The following is a 20,925-nucleotide window of genomic DNA, read 5'->3' on the forward strand; positions in this document are numbered from 1 at the left end:
CTTCTTATGCTGGCACGACCACGAGGGTTTGCATCGTTGATCTTATCGTATACGATCCTTCCATGACGTACGAAGAAGTCCCGTCCGAGGCGCTCGTGACCCCCTACGGCTCCACCGGAGCTCAGCGCCCCGGCAAGGTCATCGCGCTGCACCTCAACTACCCGAGCCGTATCGCGCAACGCGGACGCACGCCGGCGCAGCCCTCCTACTTCGTCAAGCCCAGCACCTCCGTGGCCTCGAGCGGCGTCATCGAGCGCCCCGCCGGCACCGAGCTGCTCGCCTTCGAGGGAGAGATCGCCCTGGTGATCGGCACGAGCGCTCGCGGCGTGACGCAGACCGATGCCTGGGCGCACGTCGCCGCCGTCACCGCGGCCAACGATTTCGGCGTCTACGACCTGCGCTACGCCGACAAGGGATCGAACCTCCGCTCCAAGGGCGGCGACGGCTTCACCCCGCTCGGCCCGAACCTCATCGACGCACGATCCGTCGATCCCGCCGCCCTGCGCATCCGCACCTGGGTCGACGGCGAGCTCGTGCAGAGCGACACGACAGCCGAACTCGTGTTTCCGCTCGCCCAGCTGGTGGCCGATCTCTCGCAACTCATCACCCTCGAGCCCGGCGACGTGATCCTCTCGGGCACCCCGGCCGGGTCGAGCGTCGTCGTGCCCGGGCAGACCGTCGAGGTCGAGGTCGATGCACCGGATGCGCCGGGCGCGCCGAGCACAGGACGTCTCGTGACGCGGGTGGTGCAGGGCGACTCCGAGCCGGGAGCCTTCGGCGCCGGCCCGAAGATCGACGATCTGCAGCGCGCCGAAGCATGGGGCAGCCCGGAGGAGGCGGGGCTCGAACCGGCGTGGCAGCTCACCGAGGAGCGACGCGTCAAGCTCGCCTCGGTGGCCACCGCGACGCTCAGCTCGCAGTTGCGCAAGAAGGGCTTCCACGACGTCTCCATCGACGGTGTGCTGCCGCTGCACCCGGAAGAGAAGATGATCGGGCGCGCCCGCACCCTGCGCTTCATCCCCGCCCGACCCGATCTGTTCGCCAGCCACGGGGGCGGCTATAACGCGCAGAAGCGCGCGTTCGACGGGCTGAACCCCGGGGATGTGCTCGTCATCGAGGCGCGCGGAGAGGCCGGCACGGGAACAGTCGGCGACATCCTGGCCCTGCGCGCCCAGGTGCGCGGCGCCGCCGGAATCGTGACCGACGGCGGCATCCGCGACATCGCCGCGGTCGCCGCTCTCGGCATCCCGGCGTATTCGCAGGGCGCGCATCCGGCTGTTCTCGGTCGACGGCATGTTCCGTGGGACGTCGACGTGACCATCGCCTGCGGCGGCGCCGCGGTGCAGCCGGGCGACGTGATCGTGGGCGACGGCGACGGCGTGCTGGTCATTCCGCCGCAGCTCGTCGACGAGGTCGTCGAAGCCGCCATCGAGCAGGAGCGCGAAGAGCAGTACATCGCCGAGCAGGTCGCGGCCGGCGAGCCGGTCGACGGCCTCTATCCGATGAACGCGGCGTGGAAGAAGAAGTACGCCGATGCGAAGGGCGAGAGCCGTGCCGAGTGAACCTGCGAACGGCGAGATCGTGACCGAGAGCAAGTCCGAACTCGCGTACCGCTTCATCAAGGAGCGCATCGAGAACGGAAACTACACTCCCGGGTTCCGGCTCGTGCTCGGCCAGATCGCCAAGCAGCTCGAGGTGAGCGTGGTGCCGGTACGCGAGGCGATCCGCCGCCTCGAGGCCGAGGGTGCGGTGACGTTCGAGCGCAATGTCGGAGCCCAGGTGGCGATGGTCGACGAGCGCGAGTACTTCTACACGATGGAGACGCTGAGCCTCGTCGAGGGCAGGGCCACCGCTCTGTCGGCCCCGTTCGTCACCGCGCTCGACCTGATCGAGGCGCGCGACATCAACGCGGCGATGCGCGACTGTCTCGACCACTTCGACCCTCATCGCTTCACCGAGCTCAATCGGCAGTTCCACGCGGTGATCTTCGAGCACTGCCCCAATCCGCACATCCTCGACCTCGTGCACCGCGGCTGGAAGCGCCTCGCCGTGCTGCGCGACTCGATCTTCGGCTTCGTGCCCGGCCGGGCGCAGGAGTCGGTCGACGAGCACGAGCGTCTGCTGCAGCTGATCGAGAGCGGTGCCGATCCGCTCGAGATCGAGCTCGCCGCCCGTGCCCACCGAACCGGAACGCTCGACGCGCTCCTCAACCACCAAGCGAATCAAGGACGATGACCATGACGACAGAGACAGCAGGCACCCAGCCGGCCACGCCGACACAGCACGTTCCAGATGGCCTGCCCGAGCGCATCCAGCATTTCATCGGCGGCCGGTTCGTCGACAGCGTCGGCGGCGAGACCTTCGACGTGCTCGACCCGGTGACGAACGAGAATTACGTCACCGCTGCCGCCGGGCAGAAGGCCGACATCGACCTCGCCGTCGCGGCCGCCCGCACGGCCTTCGACGAGGGCCCCTGGCCCCGGATGCTGCCGCGCGCACGATCGCGCGTGCTCAACAAGATCGCCGACATCGTCGAGTCGCGGGATGCCCGGCTCGCCGAGTTGGAATCGTTCGACTCGGGCCTCCCGATCACACAGGCCCTCGGCCAGGCGCAGCGTGCCGCCGAGAACTTCCGTTTCTTCGCCGACCTGATCGTCGCGCAGTCCGACGACACCTACAAGGTGCCGGGTCGGCAGCTGAACTACGTGAATCGCAAGCCGAAGGGTGTCGCCGGGCTCATCACACCGTGGAACACGCCCTTTATGCTCGAGAGCTGGAAGCTGGCACCGGCACTCGCCTCCGGCTGCACGGTCGTGCTGAAGCCCGCCGAGTTCACGCCTCTCTCTGCGAGCCTGTGGGCTGATATTTTCCGCGAGGCCGGTGTTCCCGATGGCGTGTTCAACCTCGTCAACGGACTCGGCGAAGAGGCGGGCGACGCGCTCGTCAAGCACACCGACGTGCAGCTGATCTCGTTCACGGGCGAGAGTTCGACGGGGCAGCTGATCTTCGCGAACTGCGCGCCGACGCTCAAGGGCATGTCGATGGAGCTCGGCGGAAAGTCGCCGGCCGTCATCTTCGCCGACGCCGACCTCGATGCCGCGCTCGACTCGACCCTCTTCGGGGTGTTCTCGCTGAACGGAGAGCGCTGCACCGCAGGCTCGCGCATCCTCGTCGAGCGCAGCGTCTACGACGACTTCGTGGCGCGATTCGCCGAGCGCGCGAAGAACATCGTGGTGGGCGACCCCCACGATCCGAAGACCGAGGTGGGGGCGCTCGTGCACCCCGAGCACTTCGCAAAGGTCATGAGCTACGTCGAGATCGGTAAGGAGGAGGGTCGCTTGGTCGCGGGTGGTGGGCGCCCCGAGCACCTGCCCACGGGCAATTACGTGCAGCCCACCGTCTTCGTCGATGTGAAGCCGGATGCGCGCATCTTTCAAGAGGAGATCTTCGGCCCCGTCGTCGCGATCACCCCGTTCGACACCGAGGAAGAGGCGCTCGAGCTCGCCAACGGTGTCAAGTACGGCCTGGCCGCGTACATCTGGACCTCGAATCTCGAGCGTGCGCACGTATTCGCGCAGGCCGTCGACTCGGGCATGGTGTGGCTCAACTCTCATAACGTGCGCGACCTGCGCACCCCGTTTGGCGGAGTGAAGGCTTCGGGACTCGGCCACGAGGGCGGCTACCGCTCGCTCGACTTCTACTCCGACCAGCAGGCCGTGCACATCACTCTCGGCGACGTGCACACCGCGCGCTTCGGCGCGAATAGCCCCGCCTCCCACTGACCTCACCACCCCTTTCATGAAAGACGATTCAATGACGAATTCCACCCCGGTTCCCACGCCCACCGAGCTCACGCCGCCAGACATCCTGCGCTGCGCTTACATGGAGATCGTGGTGACCGACCTGGCGCGGTCGCGCGAGTTCTATGTCGACATCCTGGGTCTCGTCGTCACCGAGGAGGACGAGAACGCGATCTACCTGCGCAGTCTCGAGGAGTTCATTCACCACAACCTCGTGCTGCGCAAAGGCCCGATCGCGGCCGTCGCCGCCTTCAGCTACCGGGTGCGCACGCCCGAAGACGTCGACCGCGCCGAGGCCTGGTATCAGGCCCTCGGATGCCGCACCGAGCGCAAGCGCGACGGTTTCGTCAACGGCATCGGCGACTCGGTGAGGGTCACCGATCCGCTCGGCTTTCCATACGAGTTCTTCTACTCGGTCGAGCACGTGGAGCGCCTCGCCTGGCGCTACGACCTCTACGGACCCGGTGCACTCGTTCGCCTCGACCACTTCAACCAGGTCACCCCCGACGTGCCACGTGGGCGTAAGTACCTCGAAGACCTCGGCTTCAGGGTCACCGAAGACATCCAAGACGAAGACGGCGTGACCTACGCGGCCTGGCTGCGCCGCAAAGACACCGTGCACGACACCGCCCTCACCGGCGGCGACGGTCCCCGGATGCACCACATCGCGTTCTCGACCCACGAGAAGCACAACATCCTCTACATCTGCGACAAGCTCGGGGCGCTGCGCAAGAGCGACGTGATCGAGCGCGGCCCCGGTCGGCACGGAGTCTCGAACGCCTTCTACCTGTACATCACCGATCCCGACGGCCACCGGGTCGAGATCTACACGCAGGACTACTACACCGGCGATCCCGACAACCCGGTCGTGACCTGGGACGTGCATGACAACCAGCGTCGCGACTGGTGGGGAAATGCGGTGGTGCCAAGTTGGTACACCGAGGCATCCCTCGTGCTCGACCTCGACGGCAACCCGCAGCCGGTGATCGCCCGCACGGACGCCAGCGAGATGGCGGTGACGGTGGGCGCCGACGGATTCTCGTATACCCGCAAAGACGACACGGTCGAGGGCTTCAAGCTCGGGAACACGCTGTGAGCCTCGTCGCCGCCGAGAGGAGTCGGATGAGCCGCGCTTGATCAGCTGAGGGCGACGTTCACGACCGTTGCAGTCGGGCTCTATGGCGCCTGACGGCGTCTCGGCTTCCGCACCGGGGTGAGCAGTACCGCTGAGTGCCGTTGCGGGACACGTCGACGACCACGTTCGTGCACGGGTTCGCAGCGCAACGCTCGAGGCGTGTCATTCCGCGAGTGGTCAGGTGAAGAGCGGTGCCGACCATGAAGACTGCTTGCAGGACGCGCGGAAGGTCGTTGTCGACCTCGCGATAGTGCAGGTGCCACCCCTCGGCGTTGTGGTCGGTCAAGCGGGGGTACGCCGAGGCGATGGCCATCTGCTCGTTGAGGATCGCCGCCCGATCGTTTGGCGTGGCCGCATCGACGACGGTCAGCCAGGTGTCCAGTACAGAGCGGCAACGGGTGTGGTCCTGTGGCTGTTCGGGAAAAGGCATCGTCATGCCGAACTCCCGAGTTCGCGCGATGACCCCCGCTCGGCTGCTCGGCCAGTCATTCGCGAGTGATTGTGCAAGCAGAACGGCGTACTCTCCGTAAGGGTTGAGTTGCATAAAGGCATTACATCATGGTGTGCATATGACCTTTACTGCACTGGCTCCGCCCATCTCTGCGGCAGCAGCCGTCGCCATGATCCTCACCGCTCTCACGATGGTTCTCATCCCCGGCCCGAACATGATCTACCTCGCGTCGCGCAGCGTTAGCCAGGGCCGTCGGGCCGGCCTGATCTCGCTGGCAGGAACGGGCCTGGGTTTCATCGTCTACATGCTGATGGCGAACCTGGGGCTGGCGGTCGTCTTCGTCTCCCTTCCGTTGCTGTTCATCGGGCTCAAGGCGGCGGGCGTCGTCTATCTCGCATACCTGGCCTGGCAAGCCCTGCGCCCCGCGGGTCGCGGAGTCTTCGAGGTCGGCGATCTGCCGCGCGATAGCGTCGGGCGCCTCTTTCGCATGGGCCTGATGACCAATCTGCTCAACCCCAAAGTCGCGATCATGTACCTGACCGTCATTCCGCAGTTCATCGATCCTCAACGCGGTCACCCCCTCCTTCAAGGACTCGCCCTCGGTCTGCTGCAGATCGTCGTCAGTCTCACTGTGAACGCGCTCATCGTCATCGCTGCGGGATCCATCGCGAGCTTCCTCGCGCGGCGACCCCGCTGGGTGATCTGGCAACGACGCACGACGGGAGTGCTGCTCGGCGCTGTCGCGTTGCTCCTGGCCTTCGACGTTCCGGAGAGCGCGCACGTCTGACGCCACATCTAGAAGGGGCCGTCCGTGAACTCCTCCTCTGGTTCGGCGTGCGGGTCGAGTTCTCAGAAGGGGCAGTCGGCTAGGTCGTCCGCCGGTTCTGTTCCGTTTGCAGCCGCGTTCCTTGCTGCGGTTGCTGCGATGAGTTGTTTCGGTGCGGGTTTCATCCTGCCCTCCGGCTGAACAACGTATCGGTAGCCCGCTGGCGACGTGGCGGTGAGGGTATCGTCACCGTTCTGCACGATCTGCCACCTCGTGTGGTGCTTCACCTTGTGATGCTCTTGACTCAGCGGGGCCAGGTTCTCTGGCGCGGTGTGCCCACCCAAAGCATGATCTTCGGTGTGGTCGATGTCGGCCCGCTCCGACGGAACAGTGCACCCCGGAAACACACACGTCGGATGCACCAACCGGGCATGGTCGATCATCCGGGCGGTCGGCCGGTAGTCGCGGGGATCGGTCGTGAGGATGCGTCCGGTGACGGGGTCGGTGAGGATGCGCCTCCACGACGTCGCCTCCGCGGTCAACTGCGCCGCAGTCGCCGGGTCGATCGGACCATAACCGCGCAAGATCGCGGCCTCCTGCCCAACACCGAGCAACGTCATCGCCGGAACCATCACGTGAACCCGCCCCCGAACTCCTCGGGTGGCTCCGGGGATCGAGGTCTCTCCGTTGAGCATGAGGTCGGTGAGGACATCGAGCTTCAGGTGCCCCATGCTGCGCGGATCACCACCCGCCCTGAGCCCGGCAGCGAGGCGTGCAGCCCGATCGGCGATCGCGTGGATCTCGGGTGCTGGCGCGAACAGGGACAAATACGCCATGCCATCGGCTCCGGGATCGACATAGATACGCCGGGTGGCCGCCGATTTCTCTGCCCGTTCGACCGCGGTGGACGCTTGGGAGAGCTCGACCTGCGCTCTCGCCTTGCGGTCGAGCTGCTTCGGGTTCACCTCCGCCGCCAGCGCCGCAAGCCGGGCGTCATACGACACCAAAGCGTCGCCGTCGAGGCCGTCGGAATGCTTTGCGATGACCTCGGCGTGCTCCCATGACAACGCGCCCGCAGCGACGGCAGCCAGCGTTGCCGGCAGCAAGTCGACCAGCGCGGTGCTGGTGTCGATCAGGGTCGCGGCCCGGTACTCCGTTCGGCGAGTGAGCTGCGCCAGTTCCGTGACGAGCTCGACCCGTTCGACCCGGGCCGTCGACCAGACGGGGCCACCCGTCGAAGTATCGGTGGGTGCCTGTCTGTGCAGGTGGTTTCTCGCGTCGGTGACGCGTCTGGCCCTGTCGGCAGACAGTCGGGCTATCTGCTGATCGAGGGCGGCGACCTCCTCGAGTGCGACCACATACGGGTCTGGCTCGGGGAGCGGGATCGTTGATGTCATACGAGAAGTCAAACAGCAGCCACCGACATTGAGTCGAAACACAGAAAAGGCGCTTGATCAGGGGATCCGCCTGTGGATAACTTCGAAAAGCGTGCCCTGTGGAGGAATAGCTGTGGAGGAATGACCGGGGCAGAACCTACGCGGCGCCAGCCGTCAGCGCTGCCACTCCGGGCGGTGCTCGAACACGAAGCGGTAGTAGTCCCTGAGGGTCAGCTCGCTCGCGGCCGCCTCGTCGAGCAGCACCGTCGCATCCGGATGCAGCTGCAGCGCCGAACCCGGGCACATGCTCGTGAGCGGACCCTCGACGGCCCGGGCGATCGCCGAGGCCTTCTTCTCTCCTGTTGCGACGAGCAGAACCTGTCGCGCGTCGAGGATCGTGCCGAGCCCTTGCGTCATGCAGTGCAGGGGTACCTCGTCGGGCGACGAAAAGAAACGCGCGTTGTCGCTGCGCGTCTCGGGGGTGAGGGTCTTGATGCGGGTGCGACTCGCGAACGACGAGGTCGGCTCGTTGAAGCCGATGTGCCCCGAGCCGCCGATGCCGAGCAGCTGCAGATCGATGCCGCCGGCATCCCGGATCGCCGTCTCGTACGCCGTCGCGGCCGCGGCCGGATCGTCGGCGATCCCGTCGGGAACATGCACCCTGTTCGGATCCAGCCGCAGTCGGGTCGTGACCTCGCGGTCGATCACCGAGTGGTAGCTTTCGGGGTGGGAGTACGGCAGCCCCACATACTCGTCGAGGGCGAAGGCAGAGATGCCGGCCAGCTCGGGAATCCACCGCCGCTCGAGCGCCTCGTAGACGGGCAGCGGCGACGAGCCGGTGGCCACGCCGAGAACGTAGTTCGAACGCTCGGCGACACCGCGCAGAATCACGCCGGCCGCGTAGTCGCCGATCGCGGCCGCGCTGGGAAGAATGATGACCTGCATGCTGCCCCCCTAGCCGTTCGACGCGATGGACGCGATGTCTGCGACGGCGATCGTGCGACCGGTGCGCGCCGACTCCTGCGCCGCCAAGACGATATCGAGCGTACGCAGCCCCACATTGCCGTCAGGCTGGGGTTGTGCGTCGGCGCAGACCGCGTCGATGAAGGTCGAGAGCAGCGCCTCGTCGAAGTTCGGGCCGTAGGGCGCTTCGATCGGCAGGCCCGTCGCCGTGTCGAGGCCACGTGCGCGCGGGCCGAAGAAGTCGACGGCCACGGTTCCGGATGTGCCGGCCACGGTCACGGAGACGCCGCCCCAGGTGGGCGCAGAGTCGGGCTGGCTCCAGGAGCAGTCGATGGCGGCGATCACGCCATTGTCGTAGCTGATGGTCACGAGACCGGCCGTCTCGGCACGGGCTCGCTCGGCGTGCAGCTTCTGGTTGGTGACGGCGGTCACCGACACCGGAGTCGCGCCCATCAGCGCCTCGAGCAGATCGGCGATGTGCACGACGTGATCGACGAGAGCGCCTCCACCCGACAGCGCCGGGTCGGTGAACCAGGCGCGCTCGCTGGGCAGCTTGCCGTTGTTGCTGCCGCGAACAGAGAAGACCTGGCCCAGCTGGCCGGCGTCGTACTCGGCCTTCAGACGAGAGAAGGTGCTGGCGAACCGCACGGGAAACGCGACCATCAGGATGACGCCTGCGGCGTCTGCCGCTTCGAGCATGGCCACGCCGTCTGCGTGGCTCGTGGCCAGCGGCTTCTCGCACAGGATGTGCGCTCCGGCCTTGGCCGCGCGCTCGACGTCGGCCCGGTGGCGGGCGTTCTCGCTGGTGACGATGACCGCATCCGGTTGCCATGCCATGAGCTCGTCGTAGCTGTCGACGTAGTCGACGCCCAGGTGCTCGGCGAAGGCACGACCGCGCAGCTCTGCAGTGGAATGCTCGCCGGGGTCGGAGGTGAGCAGGCTCACCGAACGAGTGCTCTTCAGCAGCTCGATGTAGCCGCGAGCGTGGGTGTGCGCGAACGACATGACGGCGATCTTCAGTGGGCGATCGGGTGTGCGCATCGTCTTCTACTTTCCGGTGGCCTGGACGGAGGGGGACGCGGGGGAGTCGATGTCGACGGGCTGCCCCGTCTCGAGCGAGAGCAGAGCGGCATTGGCCAGGCGAACGGCCTCGGCTCCCTCGGAGGCGCACACCCGCGGCACGCCGCCGCCCCTGAAGGCGTCGGTGAACTCGCGCAGCTCGGCGAAGTAGGGGTTCTCGGCCGGGTCGACCTCGGGCAGAAGACCGCTCGGCCCGTCGACGCTGGCGAGGTGCGAGATGTAGTTGCGTTCCGCGGCAGACGAGTGGGCCAGCGAGCCTTCGGTTCCGGTCACCGAGTACTCCGTGGTGAACGGCAGGTGCGACGGACCCCAGATTCCGGCGATGTGGCTGATGGCGCCTGAGGCGTGCGTGAGCAGAACATGCGCCGCCTCGACCGGCACCGTCGCATCCCCGGCCCGTGACGAGACCGCGGAGACCCGCGTCACGGGGCCGGCGACCCACCGGGCGATGTCGATGTCGTGGATCATCTGGTCCATGATGATGCCGCCCGACAGCGCTCGATCGGCGAACCAGGGCGTGCGGGTGGGGAAGGCGCCGGATCGCGAGAAGCGCAGCACGGCGAGATCGCCGAGACGGCCGGATGCGACGGCCTCTTTCAGCAGCACGTACTCCGGAAAGAACCGCACGACGTGGGCGGGAAACAGCATGAGTCCGAGCTCATCGGCCAGCCTCGCCAGCTCGTCGACTTCGGCATCGGTCCGTGCCAGCGGCTTCTCGCTGATCACGTGTTTTCCGGCCTCGAGCGCGCGTTTCACCAGGGCGTGGTGCGTGAATGTCGGAGTGGCCACATCGACGAAGTCCACGGCGGCCAGCAGTTCGTCGAGCGTGTCGACGACGGTTCCACCGTATTGGGCGACCAGCTCGGGTGCGCCCGCCTCGGAGTAGACGTAGACGTCGGCACCGAGCGTGAGCAGATGCGGCAGGTGGGAATTGCTGATGCCACCGGCACCGATGAGACCGATTCGAAGCGGAGTGTGTGTCATGGCTGTCTTTCCGTCGGAGGAGAGGTGGGCGGGTGAAGAGCTGGCGGGCACGGGGTCATCGCCTTCGGGCGATGACATCGCGAATGCGGGGCAGATGGATGCCTCTGGCCGCCATCACCGCGCGGGTGCGGCGGCGTTCGCGCAGCAGGGCGATGATGCCGATCGCCCAGATCGGGAACTGCACGAGGAACGCGACCTTGAACGCGGCGAGGGAATAGGTGGCGGGAGTGCCCGCGCCCTGCACATCCATCGCGATGCCGATGAAGAGGATTGCGATCACGCTGGCGAGGAAACCGCCGCCGTTGACGATTCCCGTGGCGGTGCCGAGGCGCTGCGCGGGGTTGTGGGCGCGGGTGAGATCGAACGCGATCATCGAGCCCGGGCCACCGGCGCACAGAGCGGCGGCGAGCGCGAAGATCACGGGCAGGGGAGCGGCCCCCGGCCAGAGGATGACCACGGCCCAGAGCGCGGCCTGGGCCCCGACGACGGTCAGCACGATCCACGATCGACGCAGCGGATGCCGGGCGGATGCCGCACCAACCAGGGGGCCCAACACGAGCCCGGCCAGCACATAGAAGGTGAAGATCAGCGACGCGAGCTGCACCGAGAGTCCGAGCCCCTCGATGAGGAACGGGTAGCCCCACAGCAGCGCGAACGCATTTCCCGCGAACGGCGTGGAGAAGTGCGACCAGAACGCGAGCCGCGTGCCCGGGTGTTTCCAGGCATCCACAAAGCCCTGGCGCAGATCAGGGCGAGACGTGACGACGGTGATCGCGCCCGTCTTCTCGGGTTCGTTGCGCACCACGGCGAAGGTCAGGATGCCGGCCAGCGCACCGACGGCGGCGAGCGAGACGAAGGCGGTGGGCCAGTTCGTGGCGTGCAGCAGGGCGGCCAGCGGAATGACCGAGACGATCTGGCCGAACTGCCCGAGCAGCCCCGTGAGCTGAATGACGATGGGGGCGCGCTTGACCGGGAACCAGGCCGCGATCACGCGCAGGATGCTGGGGAAGATCGCGGCGTCGCCGGCGCCCAGCAGAACGCGGGCGGCGATAGCGATGTGCACGTCCGGGGTGAGGGCCATCACGAGTTGTCCGGATGCCATGACCAGCATTCCCACGGTCATCACGCGACGCGAGCCGAATCTGTCGAGCAGGAGGCCGACGGGGATCTGCATGGCTCCGTAGACGAGCAGTTGCAGCACGGCGAAGAGGGCGAGCGTCGACGCGTCGGCGTGGAATCGTGCCGACGCTTCGGTGCCCACCGCGGAGAGCGAGGTGCGGTTGACGATGGAGACGATGTAGGCCAGAACGCCGGCGCCCCAGATGAGCATCAGCCTCCGGTCGAGCGAGCTGCCAGCGAGAACGGGCTTAGGCATCGGCTGCTCCCTGTGGCGCCGAGCTCAACGAACGGAGAGTCTGCCGGGCGAAGCCCGCATCCGGAACCCGGTCTGCCCAGCCGAGGATCGCCGCGCCGATCAGGCCGCCCATCGCCCCGAGCGCCGACTGCTCGATGCGCGGGGTCGAGCGCCAGCCGAGGCGGGCGGAGACGGCCTCGCGGAGCGGGTCGATCAGGGTGTCACCCGCCGCCGAGACGCCCCCGCCGATGACGATCACGGCCGGATCGAGCACGGCGGTGATGCCGGCCAGCCCGATGGCGAGGGCATCGACGGCGTCTGCCCACACGCGCGCGGCCACCGGGTCGGTATCGAGAACGGATGCGATTTCCTGGGTCGACGAGGCGGTCGTTCCGCCGCGCTCGAGGTATCGCTCGAGGATCGTCGTTCCCGACGCGTAGGCCTCGATGCAGCCGTGCCGGCCGCACGTGCAGAGGGCGCCATTCGGCACGACCTGCATGTGGCCGAGCTCGCCGGCGGCGCCGGTGGCTCCCTCGACGAGAACCCCGCCGGTGACGACGGCGGACGATACTCCGGTGCCGATGGGCACGATGAGGGCGTTGTCGTACGCGGGGTCGTAGCTCGCGTTGGCCTCAGTGCCGGATGCGCCGGCTCCGTGCGCCGCTCGCTCGGCGAGCGCGGCCGTTCGGGCGTCGTGGCCGACATAGACGGCGACCTGGAACTCGGCCTCGAGCAGGCCCCGCAGCGGAAAAGCGTCCCATCCGAGATTCGCGGCGAAACGCACGGTGCCCGAGGCGGGGTCGACCAGCCCCGGCGTGGCGATGCCGATGCCCGCTGTCGTGTAACCGGCCGCCGCGGCCTCGTCGACGAGTTGGCGCGCGATCGCGACCACGCTCTCGTATGCGTCGCGTTCGGCGTCGAAGGTCGAGGTTGTCTGCCGTGCGAGCACCGTGCCCGCGGCGTCGACGGCCGCGCCCTTGACGGTGGTGCCGCCGATGTCGATAGCGATGACGACGTCGAGGGCCGAGTGGTGCGGGTGGATCACGGAGGTACTCGCTGTTCTAGGACGCAGGTTCGGGTGGAGGTGATGCCGAGAGGATCAGGCGGTCTGCGCCGTGGTGTCGGAGGGTGCGGTGTCGGGGGTGTCGTCGAGTTCTCGGACGAGCTGTTCGATGCGGGCCGGGGCCAGCACCTCTTCGAGAACGAGGTGTGCGGCACCCCGAACGCCGGCGTCGCCCGGGCTGCGGGCGGCGCGCACGTCGAGGTCGTTGCCGACCAGGGGCAGGCAGCGCTGAAAGAGCTCGGCTCTGATGGCGGCGACCAGCGGCGCCGACGCGGACATGGCACCGCCGAGGATCACGTCGCGGGGATTGAAGAAGTTGACGATCGAGGCGAGGACGCCGCCGATCGAGGTGCCGGCGCTGCGCAGGATGTCGACGACCTGAGCGTCGCCCCCGCGGCCGAGCTCCACGACGTCTGCAGCGGTCTGCACGCTGTAGCCCAGTTGCGAGAGCCGGGACACGATCGCGCCGCCGCTCGCGACGGATTCGAGGCAGTTCGGGGTGCCGCAGACGCACGAGATCGTCGATGTTCCCTGCACGGCGGTATGGCTGATCTCGCCGGCCGCGCCGCCGGCTCCGCGATGCAGACGGCCGTCGGAGATGATGCCGCAGCCGATGCGGGTGCCGAGCTTGACCGCCAGAAGCTGGTCGCTGCTGTGGCCTCCCATGGTCTGCTCGGCCAACGCGATGAGGTTCGCGTCGTTCTCGACGAGCACCGGAATGCTGGTGAACTCGGCGAACAGTCCGGGCAGATCGGCGTTGTGCCAGCTGGGCATGAACGAGGGCAGCACGACACGGCCGCTCGGATATTCGATGGGCGCGGGGAGACCGATCGCCACGCCACGCAGGTGCGCCTCATCGAGGTCGTGGGCGACGATCAGGTTCTGCAGGGCTGCCCACAGCGCCTCGGCGGCCGGCGCTGGGCCGTCTTCGATCGCCACCGGAACGTCTTCTATGGCGAGCATGCGCCCACCGAGATCGGCGATGCCGACCTGCACGTGGTGAGCACCGACATCCATCGCCCCGACGAACCCGGCGGTGGTCGCGACCTCGAGCGCGCGCGCTCGCCGGCCGCCGCGAGACTGTTCGTCGCCGGCCTCACTGATGAGGCCGAGTCGGATGAGGGAGTCGATGCGGAGTGAGATCGTGGAGGGTGCCATACCGATCTGACGAGCGAGAGCCGAGCGTGAGGTGGCCGCGCCCGAACGGATCAGGCGAAAGATGTCGCCCACCGAACCCGGGGCGTATTCCGACTCTCGGAAAATCTCTGCGCGTGTCATACACTCACCATATAGGGCGAAAATCGAACGAAGTAGTTCGAATCAGAATGTACTTACAGTGGCAATCAAACGGTAACCCGCACGAAACATACGAACCATAGCTTGTATGGCAGGCACCCGATCCACCTTTTTCGCTCGACCATCCCGATCACCCTTCCCCATCACTCAGTTCGCCCCAGCAAGTCGAGGAGTCAGTATGAATGGCAAGAAACGTTCCTGGACAGGAGTCATCGCCGTATCCGTCGCGGTAGCACTGTCGCTCACCGCCTGTGCTCCCGGAGCGGGGTCGGCTCCCGCGGAGTCGAGCGGCCCGGTGTCGAAAGACGTCGCCGGCGCCGGCGACGTGACCCTCACCGTGTGGGACCAGAACACCGACGAGGGCATCACCGACGCGCAGGAAAAGCTCAACGCGGCGTTCTCGGCGAAGTACCCGAACGTGAAGATCGACAGGGTGACCCAGTCGTTCGCCGATCTCAAGACGACTCTCAAACTCGCGCTCTCGGGCGACAACCCGCCCGACGTGGTTCAGGCGAACCAGGGGTACCCCGACATGGGAGCGTTCGTCGAAGGCGGTCTCATCCGCTCGCTGAACGACTACGACGGCCTCTATGACTGGAGCTCGTACTACCCGGAGTCTCTGCTGAAGATCAACTCCTTCAGCGCCGACGGCAAGACCTGGCAGGGCGACAACCTCTTCGGTATCTCGCAGACCGGCGAGGTGGTGGGCATCTACTACAACAAGAAGATCCTGAGCCAGCTCGGCGTCGAAGCCCCCACCTCGCTCGACGATCTCGAGAAGAGCATGGCCGCCTCGAAGGCCGCAGGCATCCTGCCCATGGCCTACGGAGACATCGAGAAGAGCCCCGGCATCCACCTGTTCGGAGTCGTGCAGGCGGCGATCGCCGGATCCGACGCGGTGAACGAGCTCGTCACCGGCGCGGGCGGCGCGTGGACCGACGACGCGACGGTCGAAGCGGCGAAGACCATCCAGGACTGGTCGAGCAAGGGCTACATCACCGAGGGCGCCAACGGTGTGTCTCGCGATGACGCCCTCGCCCAGTTCGAGGCCGGTCAGGCTGCCTTCTATATCGTCGGCACCTGGAAGCAGGCCGCGATCTCGGAGGCGATGGGCGACGACGCCGGCTTCACCACGCTCACACCGAAGGGCGCCGATTCTCCGGTGACCACGGGTGGCGAGGGTCTCGCGTGGGCCGTCACGACGGGCTCGAAGAACCCGGATGTCGCTGCCGCCTACATCGACTTCATCAACAATGCCGAAGCGGCCAAGACCTTCATCGACGAGAACAGCCTGCCCTCGGTGATTCCGGCGGACTACACGCCGAAGCCGGGTCTCGAGACGGATGTGTTCGACACCTACGGCTCGGTCACCTCCTCGGGCGGACTGGTCCCGTACCTCGACTACTCCACGCCCACGTTCTACGACACGCTCACCAGTGCGGTGCAGCAGCTGACCGACAAGCAGGTGACGCCGCAAGCCTTTACGGAGATCCTCCAGAAGGACTACTCCGGCTTCGTGGGAAGCAAGTAAGGACTCCGAATGACCGTCACCACTCGGCTTCGCTCGGGTGAGACGCGAACGACGGGTGCGGCGCCGAGCCGCACCCGTCGGCGCCGGATCGCCTCGCTCAAGGCGTTCCTCTACGTCGCCCCTGCGCTCGCGTTCTCGCTGATCTTTCTCATCGTGCCCACTCTGCAGACAGCGTGGTACTCGCTCTACGACTGGAACGGTCTGAGTGTCGCCACGTGGGCCGGGGTGCAGAACTACATCGACATCGTTCAAGACGAGCAGCTGCGCGACTCGTTCCTGCACGTGGGCGTGCTCGTGGTGTTCTACTCGTTCCTGCCGATCGCGATCGCCCTGCTGCTGACGATGGTCATCTCGCGGGCGCATGCCCTTCGCGGCATGTCCTTCTTTCGCACGGTGCTCTTCCTTCCCCAGGTCATCGCGTCGGTGGTCATCGCCACGACGTGGCTCTCGATCTACTCGCCCAATGGACTGCTCAATACGCTGCTGCGGGCGATCGGGCTCGACTCGCTCACCCACGTGTGGCTCGGCGATTTCAACACCGCACTGGTATCGGTCGGCTTCGTCGGTACCTGGCTCAACGTCGGCCTCTGTCTCGTTCTCTTTCTGAGCGGGGTCGGTAACGTGCAGCCCGAACTGTTCGAGGCCGCTCGCCTCGACGGCGCGAGCGGCCTGCAGGAGTTCTTCGGAATCACGCTGCCCGCGCTGCGCGGCCAGATCACGGTGGCGCTCACCCTCACCGTGGTGTCGTCGCTGAAGACCTTCGACCTCGTCTACATCACCACCCGCGGCGGGCCGGGAAACAGCACCTCCGTTCCCGCGTTCGAGGCCTACAACCGCGCGTTCAACTCGGGCCAGGTCGGATCCGCCGCGAGTGTCGCGGTCGTGCTGACCATCGGCATCCTGTTGATCACCGCCCTGATCGGCCGCCTGCAGCCGAAGGACACCGAATGAAGCTCTCGCTCGGCGAAAAGCTCGTCACCTACCTCGTTCTCGTCATCTTCGCGGCGTTCGCGCTGGTGCCGCTGCTCGGTGTCGTCATCACCGCGGTCAGCCCGTCGAGCTCCACGAGCGGCTTCCGCATGCCGGAGTCGATCGAGCTCGGCAACTTCGTGGAGGCCTGGGATCGCGGTCACTTCGCGCAGTACATCATGTCGAGCGTCATCGTCACGATCACGGTGATCGTGGTCACCACCGTGCTCAGTGTGATGGCCGGATTCGCGTTCGCGCGGCTCAAATTCTTCGGCTCGAACATCGTGTTCTTCGTGTTGCTCGCCGGCCTGCTGCTGCCGGCCGAGGCGTTCATCATTCCGCTGTACTTCAACCTGCGTTCCGCGCATGTCACCGACAGCTACTGGGCGCTCATCCTGCCGCAGATCGCGCAGTCGCTCGCGTTCGGCATCTTCTGGATGCGAAACCAGTTCATGTCGTTCCCCGGCGAGGTGATCGAGGCGGCGCGGCTCGACGGAGCCACCGATCTGCGCACCCTGTGGCAGATCATCGTTCCCCCGTCGATTCCCTCGATCATGACCATGTGCCTGCTCGTGGCCATGTGGACCTGGAACGAGTTCCTGATCCCCCTCGTGATGGTGACGCAGGACAACTTGCGCACCGCGCCCCTGGGCCTCGCCTTCTTCCAGGGTCAGCACGCGACCGATTACTCTCTGCTCGCGGCAGCAGGCATCATCATCGCGGCGCCCATCGTCGTGCTGTACTTCTTTCTGCAGAAGCGCTTCATCAGCGGCATGCTCGACGGCATCTCGAGTCGATGACCCTCAAGACGACGACACCCAAGACGACGACACCTAAGGAGGCGGCGCCCGCCGTGACGCACGACACCCCCGACCTCGCCGGTCTGACCGATCTGTTCGATCTTCTCGCCATCGACGACGCCGATCGCGCCGACTGCACCCGTCTTCTTCAGAGCGATGGCGACGAGGAGCAGGTCGCGCTCGTGGTGGCGGCACTGAGGCGCAGCTTCGGCAGCTTCAACCAGATTCCGCTCGACGAGCCCACCCAAAACCCCCTGGTCTGGCTCAAGGCGTTCTTCACGCTGACTCCGCGAGTAGTGGCCTGGAGCCGACGCCACGACATCCCCGATCGGGTGATTCGCGACACTCTGGCCGATGTCGGACGGCACATCGCCATCAGTCGTCGAGTCACGGGGGAGTTCGGCCTGCAGACCTGGCGCTGGCTCACCCACCACTTCACCGTGCGCATCTTCGCCCTGGGCCGGCTGCAATTCGCCCTGCAGCGAGCAACGCCCACGATCGAGGTCGAGGGCGTGATCGCCGCGGGTGACTGGGTGTTGGCCGTTCACATTCCGGAGTCCGGGCCGCTGCTGCCCTCCCTCGTCGACGAGAGCTTGGCCGCGGCCAAACAGTTCTTCGCAGAGCACTTTCCGCAGTATCCGGTGTCTGTCGTCACCTGCGATTCATGGATGCTCGACCCGTTTCTGCTCGACCGCGTCGCGCCCGAGAGCAACGTGGGATCGTTCGTGCGCCGCTTCACGCCGATCGGTCACTCGAGCGACGGCCACACCGACGCGCTGTACTTCGTGTTCCGCACCCGAGACCTGAGCCGCCTCGACGAACTGCCGCGCGACACCTCGCTGCAGCGCGCCGTTCTCGAGCGCTTCGAGCTCGGCGAGACGTGGCAGGTGGCGTGGGGGTATCTGCGGCTGTGACGCGTGCTTTTTCGGCCGCGTCAACGGGGCGCCGTGAGGCGTGCTAGGATTTCATCTGGTCTTGACCTGCGCCCTTAGCTCAGCTGGATAGAGCGTCTGACTACGGATCAGAAGGCCAGGGGTTCGAATCCCTTAGGGCGCACAACATGATCAGCCCCCGACTCGCGAGAGTCGGGGGCTTTTTCTTTGCCCTCGAGTGCTCGAATTCAGGAAAAACCGCCACGACGAGTGCGAACTCGGCCGGTTCGGGGCGCTCCTCCTGAATACGGGCGAACGACGTGCGACTGAGTCGGGAGTCGAAGTCTCCTCGCGCCGCGTACTAGCGTCGAGTAGATGTTCTACAACGACTGGTTCCCGATCCCCTACATCGCGTTCATGCTCGCACTGTTCATCGGTGCCATCGTTCTCGTGGTTATCCTCGCGCGCTTGATGCTGGCGGCGACGGCCGCACTCTAGAGCTACCGGCGCGTGCAAGAACTCAAGATCGAGTTGCTTATCGCGGATGGGACCGACGAACCGAAGCTCTGACCGGGAGCGCTCCGCGGGTCAGGCCTTGCCGCCGGGAGGGCCGACCATCAGCAGCGTCGCCATGATGACGACGAGGGCCACCAGAAGGCCGCCCGCCAACGGGACGGGCCGCTGAATCGCCCAGCGGAACGCGCGGTCGAGCGGGCGCGCGTCTCGAGGGTCGCTCGTCGCCTCCGTGCGCCATCCGCCCTCGAGGCTGCCTCGGCGGGCCAGCCAGCGCTCCATCGGGATCGTCGCGTAGGGCACGACGGCGGATGCGACGGCCAGCGCCGCGAGACCGAGTCGCCACCGTTGGTTCACGGCCACCACACCGGCCTGCAGCGCGTAGGCGATGAAGATCAGTCCGTGGATGAACCCCGCGATCGACACCGGCCAGTCGCCGACTCCGACCGCGTACTTCAGGATCATGCCGATGATCAGCAGTGTCCACGTGATGGTTTCGAGCAGGGCGAAGACGCGGAAGAGTCTCTCGGGCGTCAAAGTGCGAGCGGAGGCCATGCATCCAGTCTCTCGCATGGGCATCCGCGCCTTCTGGGAGCATCCGCGCCAGGCCGAGCAGGCGCGGATGCGCCGAAGCGGCGCAGATGCAGCCGCGCAAGCCCGTAGCGTGGAGGTATGGCACAGCTTCCCCGCGCCATGCGGCCCTTCGCGACCGGGCAGTACCGGCTGCTCTTCGGCGCGCTCACGCTGTCGTTGTTCGGCGGCGGCATGTGGCTGGTGGCCCTCGTGTGGCAGGTCATCGAGCTCGGCGGGGGCCCGCTGCAGCTGTCGATCACCGCGACCGCCACGAGCATCGGCATGGTGGGCGCCACTCTCATCGGGGGAGTCGTCGCAGACCGTGTGCCGCAGCGACTCATCCTGGTCGGCATCGAGGCGGTCAAGCTGGTGAGTATGGCCGGCGTCGCCGCGCTCGCGCTCACCGGATCTCTCGAGCTCTGGCATCTCGTCGTCGCGGCCGCTCTCCTCGGCATCGGCGAGGGGTTCTTCTACCCGGCGTATTCCGCGATCCTGCCTGCGCTTCTCCCCGCCGACGACCTGCTCGCGGCGAACGGAATCGAGGGTGTACTCCGCCCCGCCGTGATGCAGGCGGCCGGCCCCGCCCTCGCTGCCGGTCTCATCGCGCTCGGCGGTCCTCCTCTTGCGTTCATGGTGATCGTGGTCGTGCACGTGCTGGCGCTCGCCGGACTCAGCCTGATGCGCAGCGTGCCCGTCGTGCGCGACCGCTCGGCCGACTCGGCGCATCCGATCGTCTCTGTCTATCGCGATATGCGGGAGGGCGTCGTCTACATGGTGCGCACGCCGTGGCTGTTCGCGACCCTGCTGTTCGCGTTCGGCTGGGTGCTCGTGATGCTCGGGCCCATCGAGGTGCTTCTTCCGTTCGCGGTGCGCGACCAGACCGGGGGAGGCGCCGGATCGTTCGCGTTCGTGCTCGCCGCCTTCGGCGTCGGCGGTGCCATCGGATCGATCTTCGTCGCCTCTCGACGACTGCCGCGCCGCTACCTCACGGTGATGCTGCTCGCGTGGGGCGTCGGCTCGGTTCCGCTCGCGGTCATCGGGTTCACGAGTGAGCTCTGGGTGATGGCGGTCGCCGTCTTCATCGTGGGATTCACGGGCTCTGCCGGCCAGGTGATCTGGGGAACGCTCCTGCAGCGCCGTGTTCCGCGCCACCTGCTCGGCCGGGTCTCGAGCCTCGACTTCTTCGTCTCGCTGGCGCTCATGCCCGTGTCCATGGCGCTCGCGGGCCCGGTCGGCGAGGCGGTCGGCCTGATGCCCACGTTCCTCGTCGCGGCCATCGTGCCCGTCTTCTTCGCGGTCGCCGCTCTGCTCATCGCCCGCATGCCGCGCGACGAGATCGCGCATCCCTTGGATGCGACGGCGCCCGTCGACGAGGTCGGCTGACGACGGCCGCGGGTCG

20 protein-coding genes and 1 tRNA gene are annotated in these 20,925 nt (G+C 66.8%); 12 read left to right on the forward strand and 9 right to left on the reverse strand.

The features are described from left to right. Window positions 1-62: 62 nt before the first annotated feature. From ASF79_RS01105 to hpaD, 4 genes are read left to right on the forward strand one after another with little or no spacing between them, the layout of a single operon-like run. Window positions 63-1,562, forward strand: coding sequence for a fumarylacetoacetate hydrolase family protein (locus tag ASF79_RS01105; RefSeq protein WP_082495612.1), 1,500 nt, complete (start codon window positions 63-65; stop codon window positions 1,560-1,562). After that, window positions 1,552-2,235, forward strand: coding sequence for a GntR family transcriptional regulator (locus tag ASF79_RS01110; protein ID WP_235480494.1), 684 nt, complete (start codon window positions 1,552-1,554; stop codon window positions 2,233-2,235). Before ASF79_RS01105 ends, ASF79_RS01110 begins: the two co-directional genes overlap by 11 nt. 2 nt (window positions 2,236-2,237) lie before the next feature. Next, window positions 2,238-3,782, forward strand: a complete 1,545-nt coding sequence (gene hpaE, locus ASF79_RS01115) for a 5-carboxymethyl-2-hydroxymuconate semialdehyde dehydrogenase (RefSeq protein WP_055850997.1) — start codon at window positions 2,238-2,240, stop codon at window positions 3,780-3,782. A gap of 31 nt (window positions 3,783-3,813) precedes the next feature. Next, window positions 3,814-4,896 (forward strand): 3,4-dihydroxyphenylacetate 2,3-dioxygenase, encoded by a 1,083-nt coding sequence (gene hpaD, locus ASF79_RS01120; RefSeq protein WP_055851000.1) that lies wholly within the window; start codon window positions 3,814-3,816, stop codon window positions 4,894-4,896. A 58-nt stretch (window positions 4,897-4,954) separates the two neighbouring features. On the opposite strand, the gene ASF79_RS01125 is transcribed toward hpaD, so the two are convergent. Next, on the reverse strand, window positions 4,955-5,371 hold the full coding sequence (locus ASF79_RS01125; protein ID WP_326942839.1) for a CGNR zinc finger domain-containing protein: 417 nt from the start codon (window positions 5,369-5,371) through the stop codon (window positions 4,955-4,957). 133 nt (window positions 5,372-5,504) lie between these two features. Here ASF79_RS01125 and ASF79_RS01130 point away from each other — a divergent pair, with 133 nt between their 5' ends. Continuing rightward, window positions 5,505-6,173, forward strand: a complete 669-nt coding sequence (locus ASF79_RS01130) for a LysE family translocator (RefSeq protein WP_055851006.1) — start codon at window positions 5,505-5,507, stop codon at window positions 6,171-6,173. A 62-nt stretch (window positions 6,174-6,235) separates the two neighbouring features. On the opposite strand, the gene ASF79_RS01135 is transcribed toward ASF79_RS01130, so the two are convergent. The 7 genes from ASF79_RS01135 to ASF79_RS01165 all read right to left on the reverse strand — a co-directional run bounded on the left by ASF79_RS01135 (window position 6,236) and on the right by ASF79_RS01165 (window position 14,250). After that, window positions 6,236-7,549 carry an HNH endonuclease signature motif containing protein gene (locus ASF79_RS01135; RefSeq protein WP_082495613.1) on the reverse strand — a complete coding sequence of 438 codons (1,314 nt, stop codon included), beginning with the start codon at window positions 7,547-7,549 and terminating at the stop codon, window positions 6,236-6,238. A gap of 153 nt (window positions 7,550-7,702) precedes the next feature. Next, on the reverse strand, window positions 7,703-8,473 hold the full coding sequence (locus ASF79_RS01140; RefSeq protein ID WP_055851011.1) for a glucosamine-6-phosphate deaminase: 771 nt from the start codon (window positions 8,471-8,473) through the stop codon (window positions 7,703-7,705). A gap of 9 nt (window positions 8,474-8,482) precedes the next feature. After that, window positions 8,483-9,532 (reverse strand): Gfo/Idh/MocA family protein, encoded by a 1,050-nt coding sequence (locus ASF79_RS01145; RefSeq protein ID WP_055851015.1) that lies wholly within the window; start codon window positions 9,530-9,532, stop codon window positions 8,483-8,485. A gap of 6 nt (window positions 9,533-9,538) precedes the next feature. Continuing rightward, window positions 9,539-10,555, reverse strand: coding sequence for a Gfo/Idh/MocA family protein (locus tag ASF79_RS01150; RefSeq protein WP_055851017.1), 1,017 nt, complete (start codon window positions 10,553-10,555; stop codon window positions 9,539-9,541). A gap of 55 nt (window positions 10,556-10,610) precedes the next feature. After that, on the reverse strand, window positions 10,611-11,930 hold the full coding sequence (locus ASF79_RS01155) for an MFS transporter (protein WP_055851018.1): 1,320 nt from the start codon (window positions 11,928-11,930) through the stop codon (window positions 10,611-10,613). Further along, window positions 11,923-12,954 (reverse strand): ROK family protein, encoded by a 1,032-nt coding sequence (locus ASF79_RS01160; protein ID WP_055851021.1) that lies wholly within the window; start codon window positions 12,952-12,954, stop codon window positions 11,923-11,925. The genes ASF79_RS01155 and ASF79_RS01160 overlap by 8 nt, the downstream gene beginning before the upstream one ends. A gap of 54 nt (window positions 12,955-13,008) precedes the next feature. Then, a complete protein-coding gene (locus tag ASF79_RS01165; RefSeq protein WP_055851024.1) occupies window positions 13,009-14,250 on the reverse strand; it encodes an ROK family transcriptional regulator in 1,242 nt (413 codons plus the stop codon). A 196-nt stretch (window positions 14,251-14,446) separates the two neighbouring features. Between ASF79_RS01165 and ASF79_RS01170 the strand changes: the two genes are divergently transcribed. The 6 genes from ASF79_RS01170 (at window position 14,447) to ASF79_RS17775 (ending at window position 18,938) form a co-directional block, all read left to right on the forward strand. After that, complete coding sequence (locus ASF79_RS01170; RefSeq protein WP_055776622.1) at window positions 14,447-15,799, forward strand: extracellular solute-binding protein; 1,353 nt, start codon at window positions 14,447-14,449, stop codon at window positions 15,797-15,799. Between the two features lie 9 nt (window positions 15,800-15,808). Further along, complete coding sequence (locus ASF79_RS01175; RefSeq protein ID WP_082465898.1) at window positions 15,809-16,750, forward strand: carbohydrate ABC transporter permease; 942 nt, start codon at window positions 15,809-15,811, stop codon at window positions 16,748-16,750. Continuing rightward, window positions 16,747-17,568 (forward strand): carbohydrate ABC transporter permease, encoded by an 822-nt coding sequence (locus ASF79_RS01180; RefSeq protein WP_055776620.1) that lies wholly within the window; start codon window positions 16,747-16,749, stop codon window positions 17,566-17,568. The genes ASF79_RS01175 and ASF79_RS01180 overlap by 4 nt, the downstream gene beginning before the upstream one ends. Continuing rightward, window positions 17,565-18,482 carry an acyltransferase domain-containing protein gene (locus ASF79_RS01185; RefSeq protein WP_055851026.1) on the forward strand — a complete coding sequence of 306 codons (918 nt, stop codon included), beginning with the start codon at window positions 17,565-17,567 and terminating at the stop codon, window positions 18,480-18,482. The genes ASF79_RS01180 and ASF79_RS01185 overlap by 4 nt, the downstream gene beginning before the upstream one ends. 68 nt (window positions 18,483-18,550) lie before the next feature. Beyond that, window positions 18,551-18,624, forward strand: a tRNA-Arg gene (locus ASF79_RS01190). 191 nt (window positions 18,625-18,815) lie between these two features. Next, a complete protein-coding gene (locus ASF79_RS17775; protein ID WP_268751119.1) occupies window positions 18,816-18,938 on the forward strand; it encodes a hypothetical protein in 123 nt (40 codons plus the stop codon). 90 nt (window positions 18,939-19,028) lie between these two features. Here the strand turns inward: ASF79_RS17775 and ASF79_RS01195 are convergent, their stop codons facing one another. Further along, complete coding sequence (locus tag ASF79_RS01195; RefSeq protein ID WP_055851029.1) at window positions 19,029-19,508, reverse strand: DUF3817 domain-containing protein; 480 nt, start codon at window positions 19,506-19,508, stop codon at window positions 19,029-19,031. 117 nt (window positions 19,509-19,625) lie between these two features. On the opposite strand from ASF79_RS01195, the gene ASF79_RS01200 reads away from it, so the two are divergent. Next, complete coding sequence (locus ASF79_RS01200; protein ID WP_055851032.1) at window positions 19,626-20,909, forward strand: MFS transporter; 1,284 nt, start codon at window positions 19,626-19,628, stop codon at window positions 20,907-20,909. The last annotated feature ends 16 nt before the right edge of the window (window positions 20,910-20,925 follow it).

This window comes from Agreia sp. Leaf335, from assembly GCF_001423605.1.
Classification (GTDB): domain Bacteria; phylum Actinomycetota; class Actinomycetes; order Actinomycetales; family Microbacteriaceae; genus Agreia.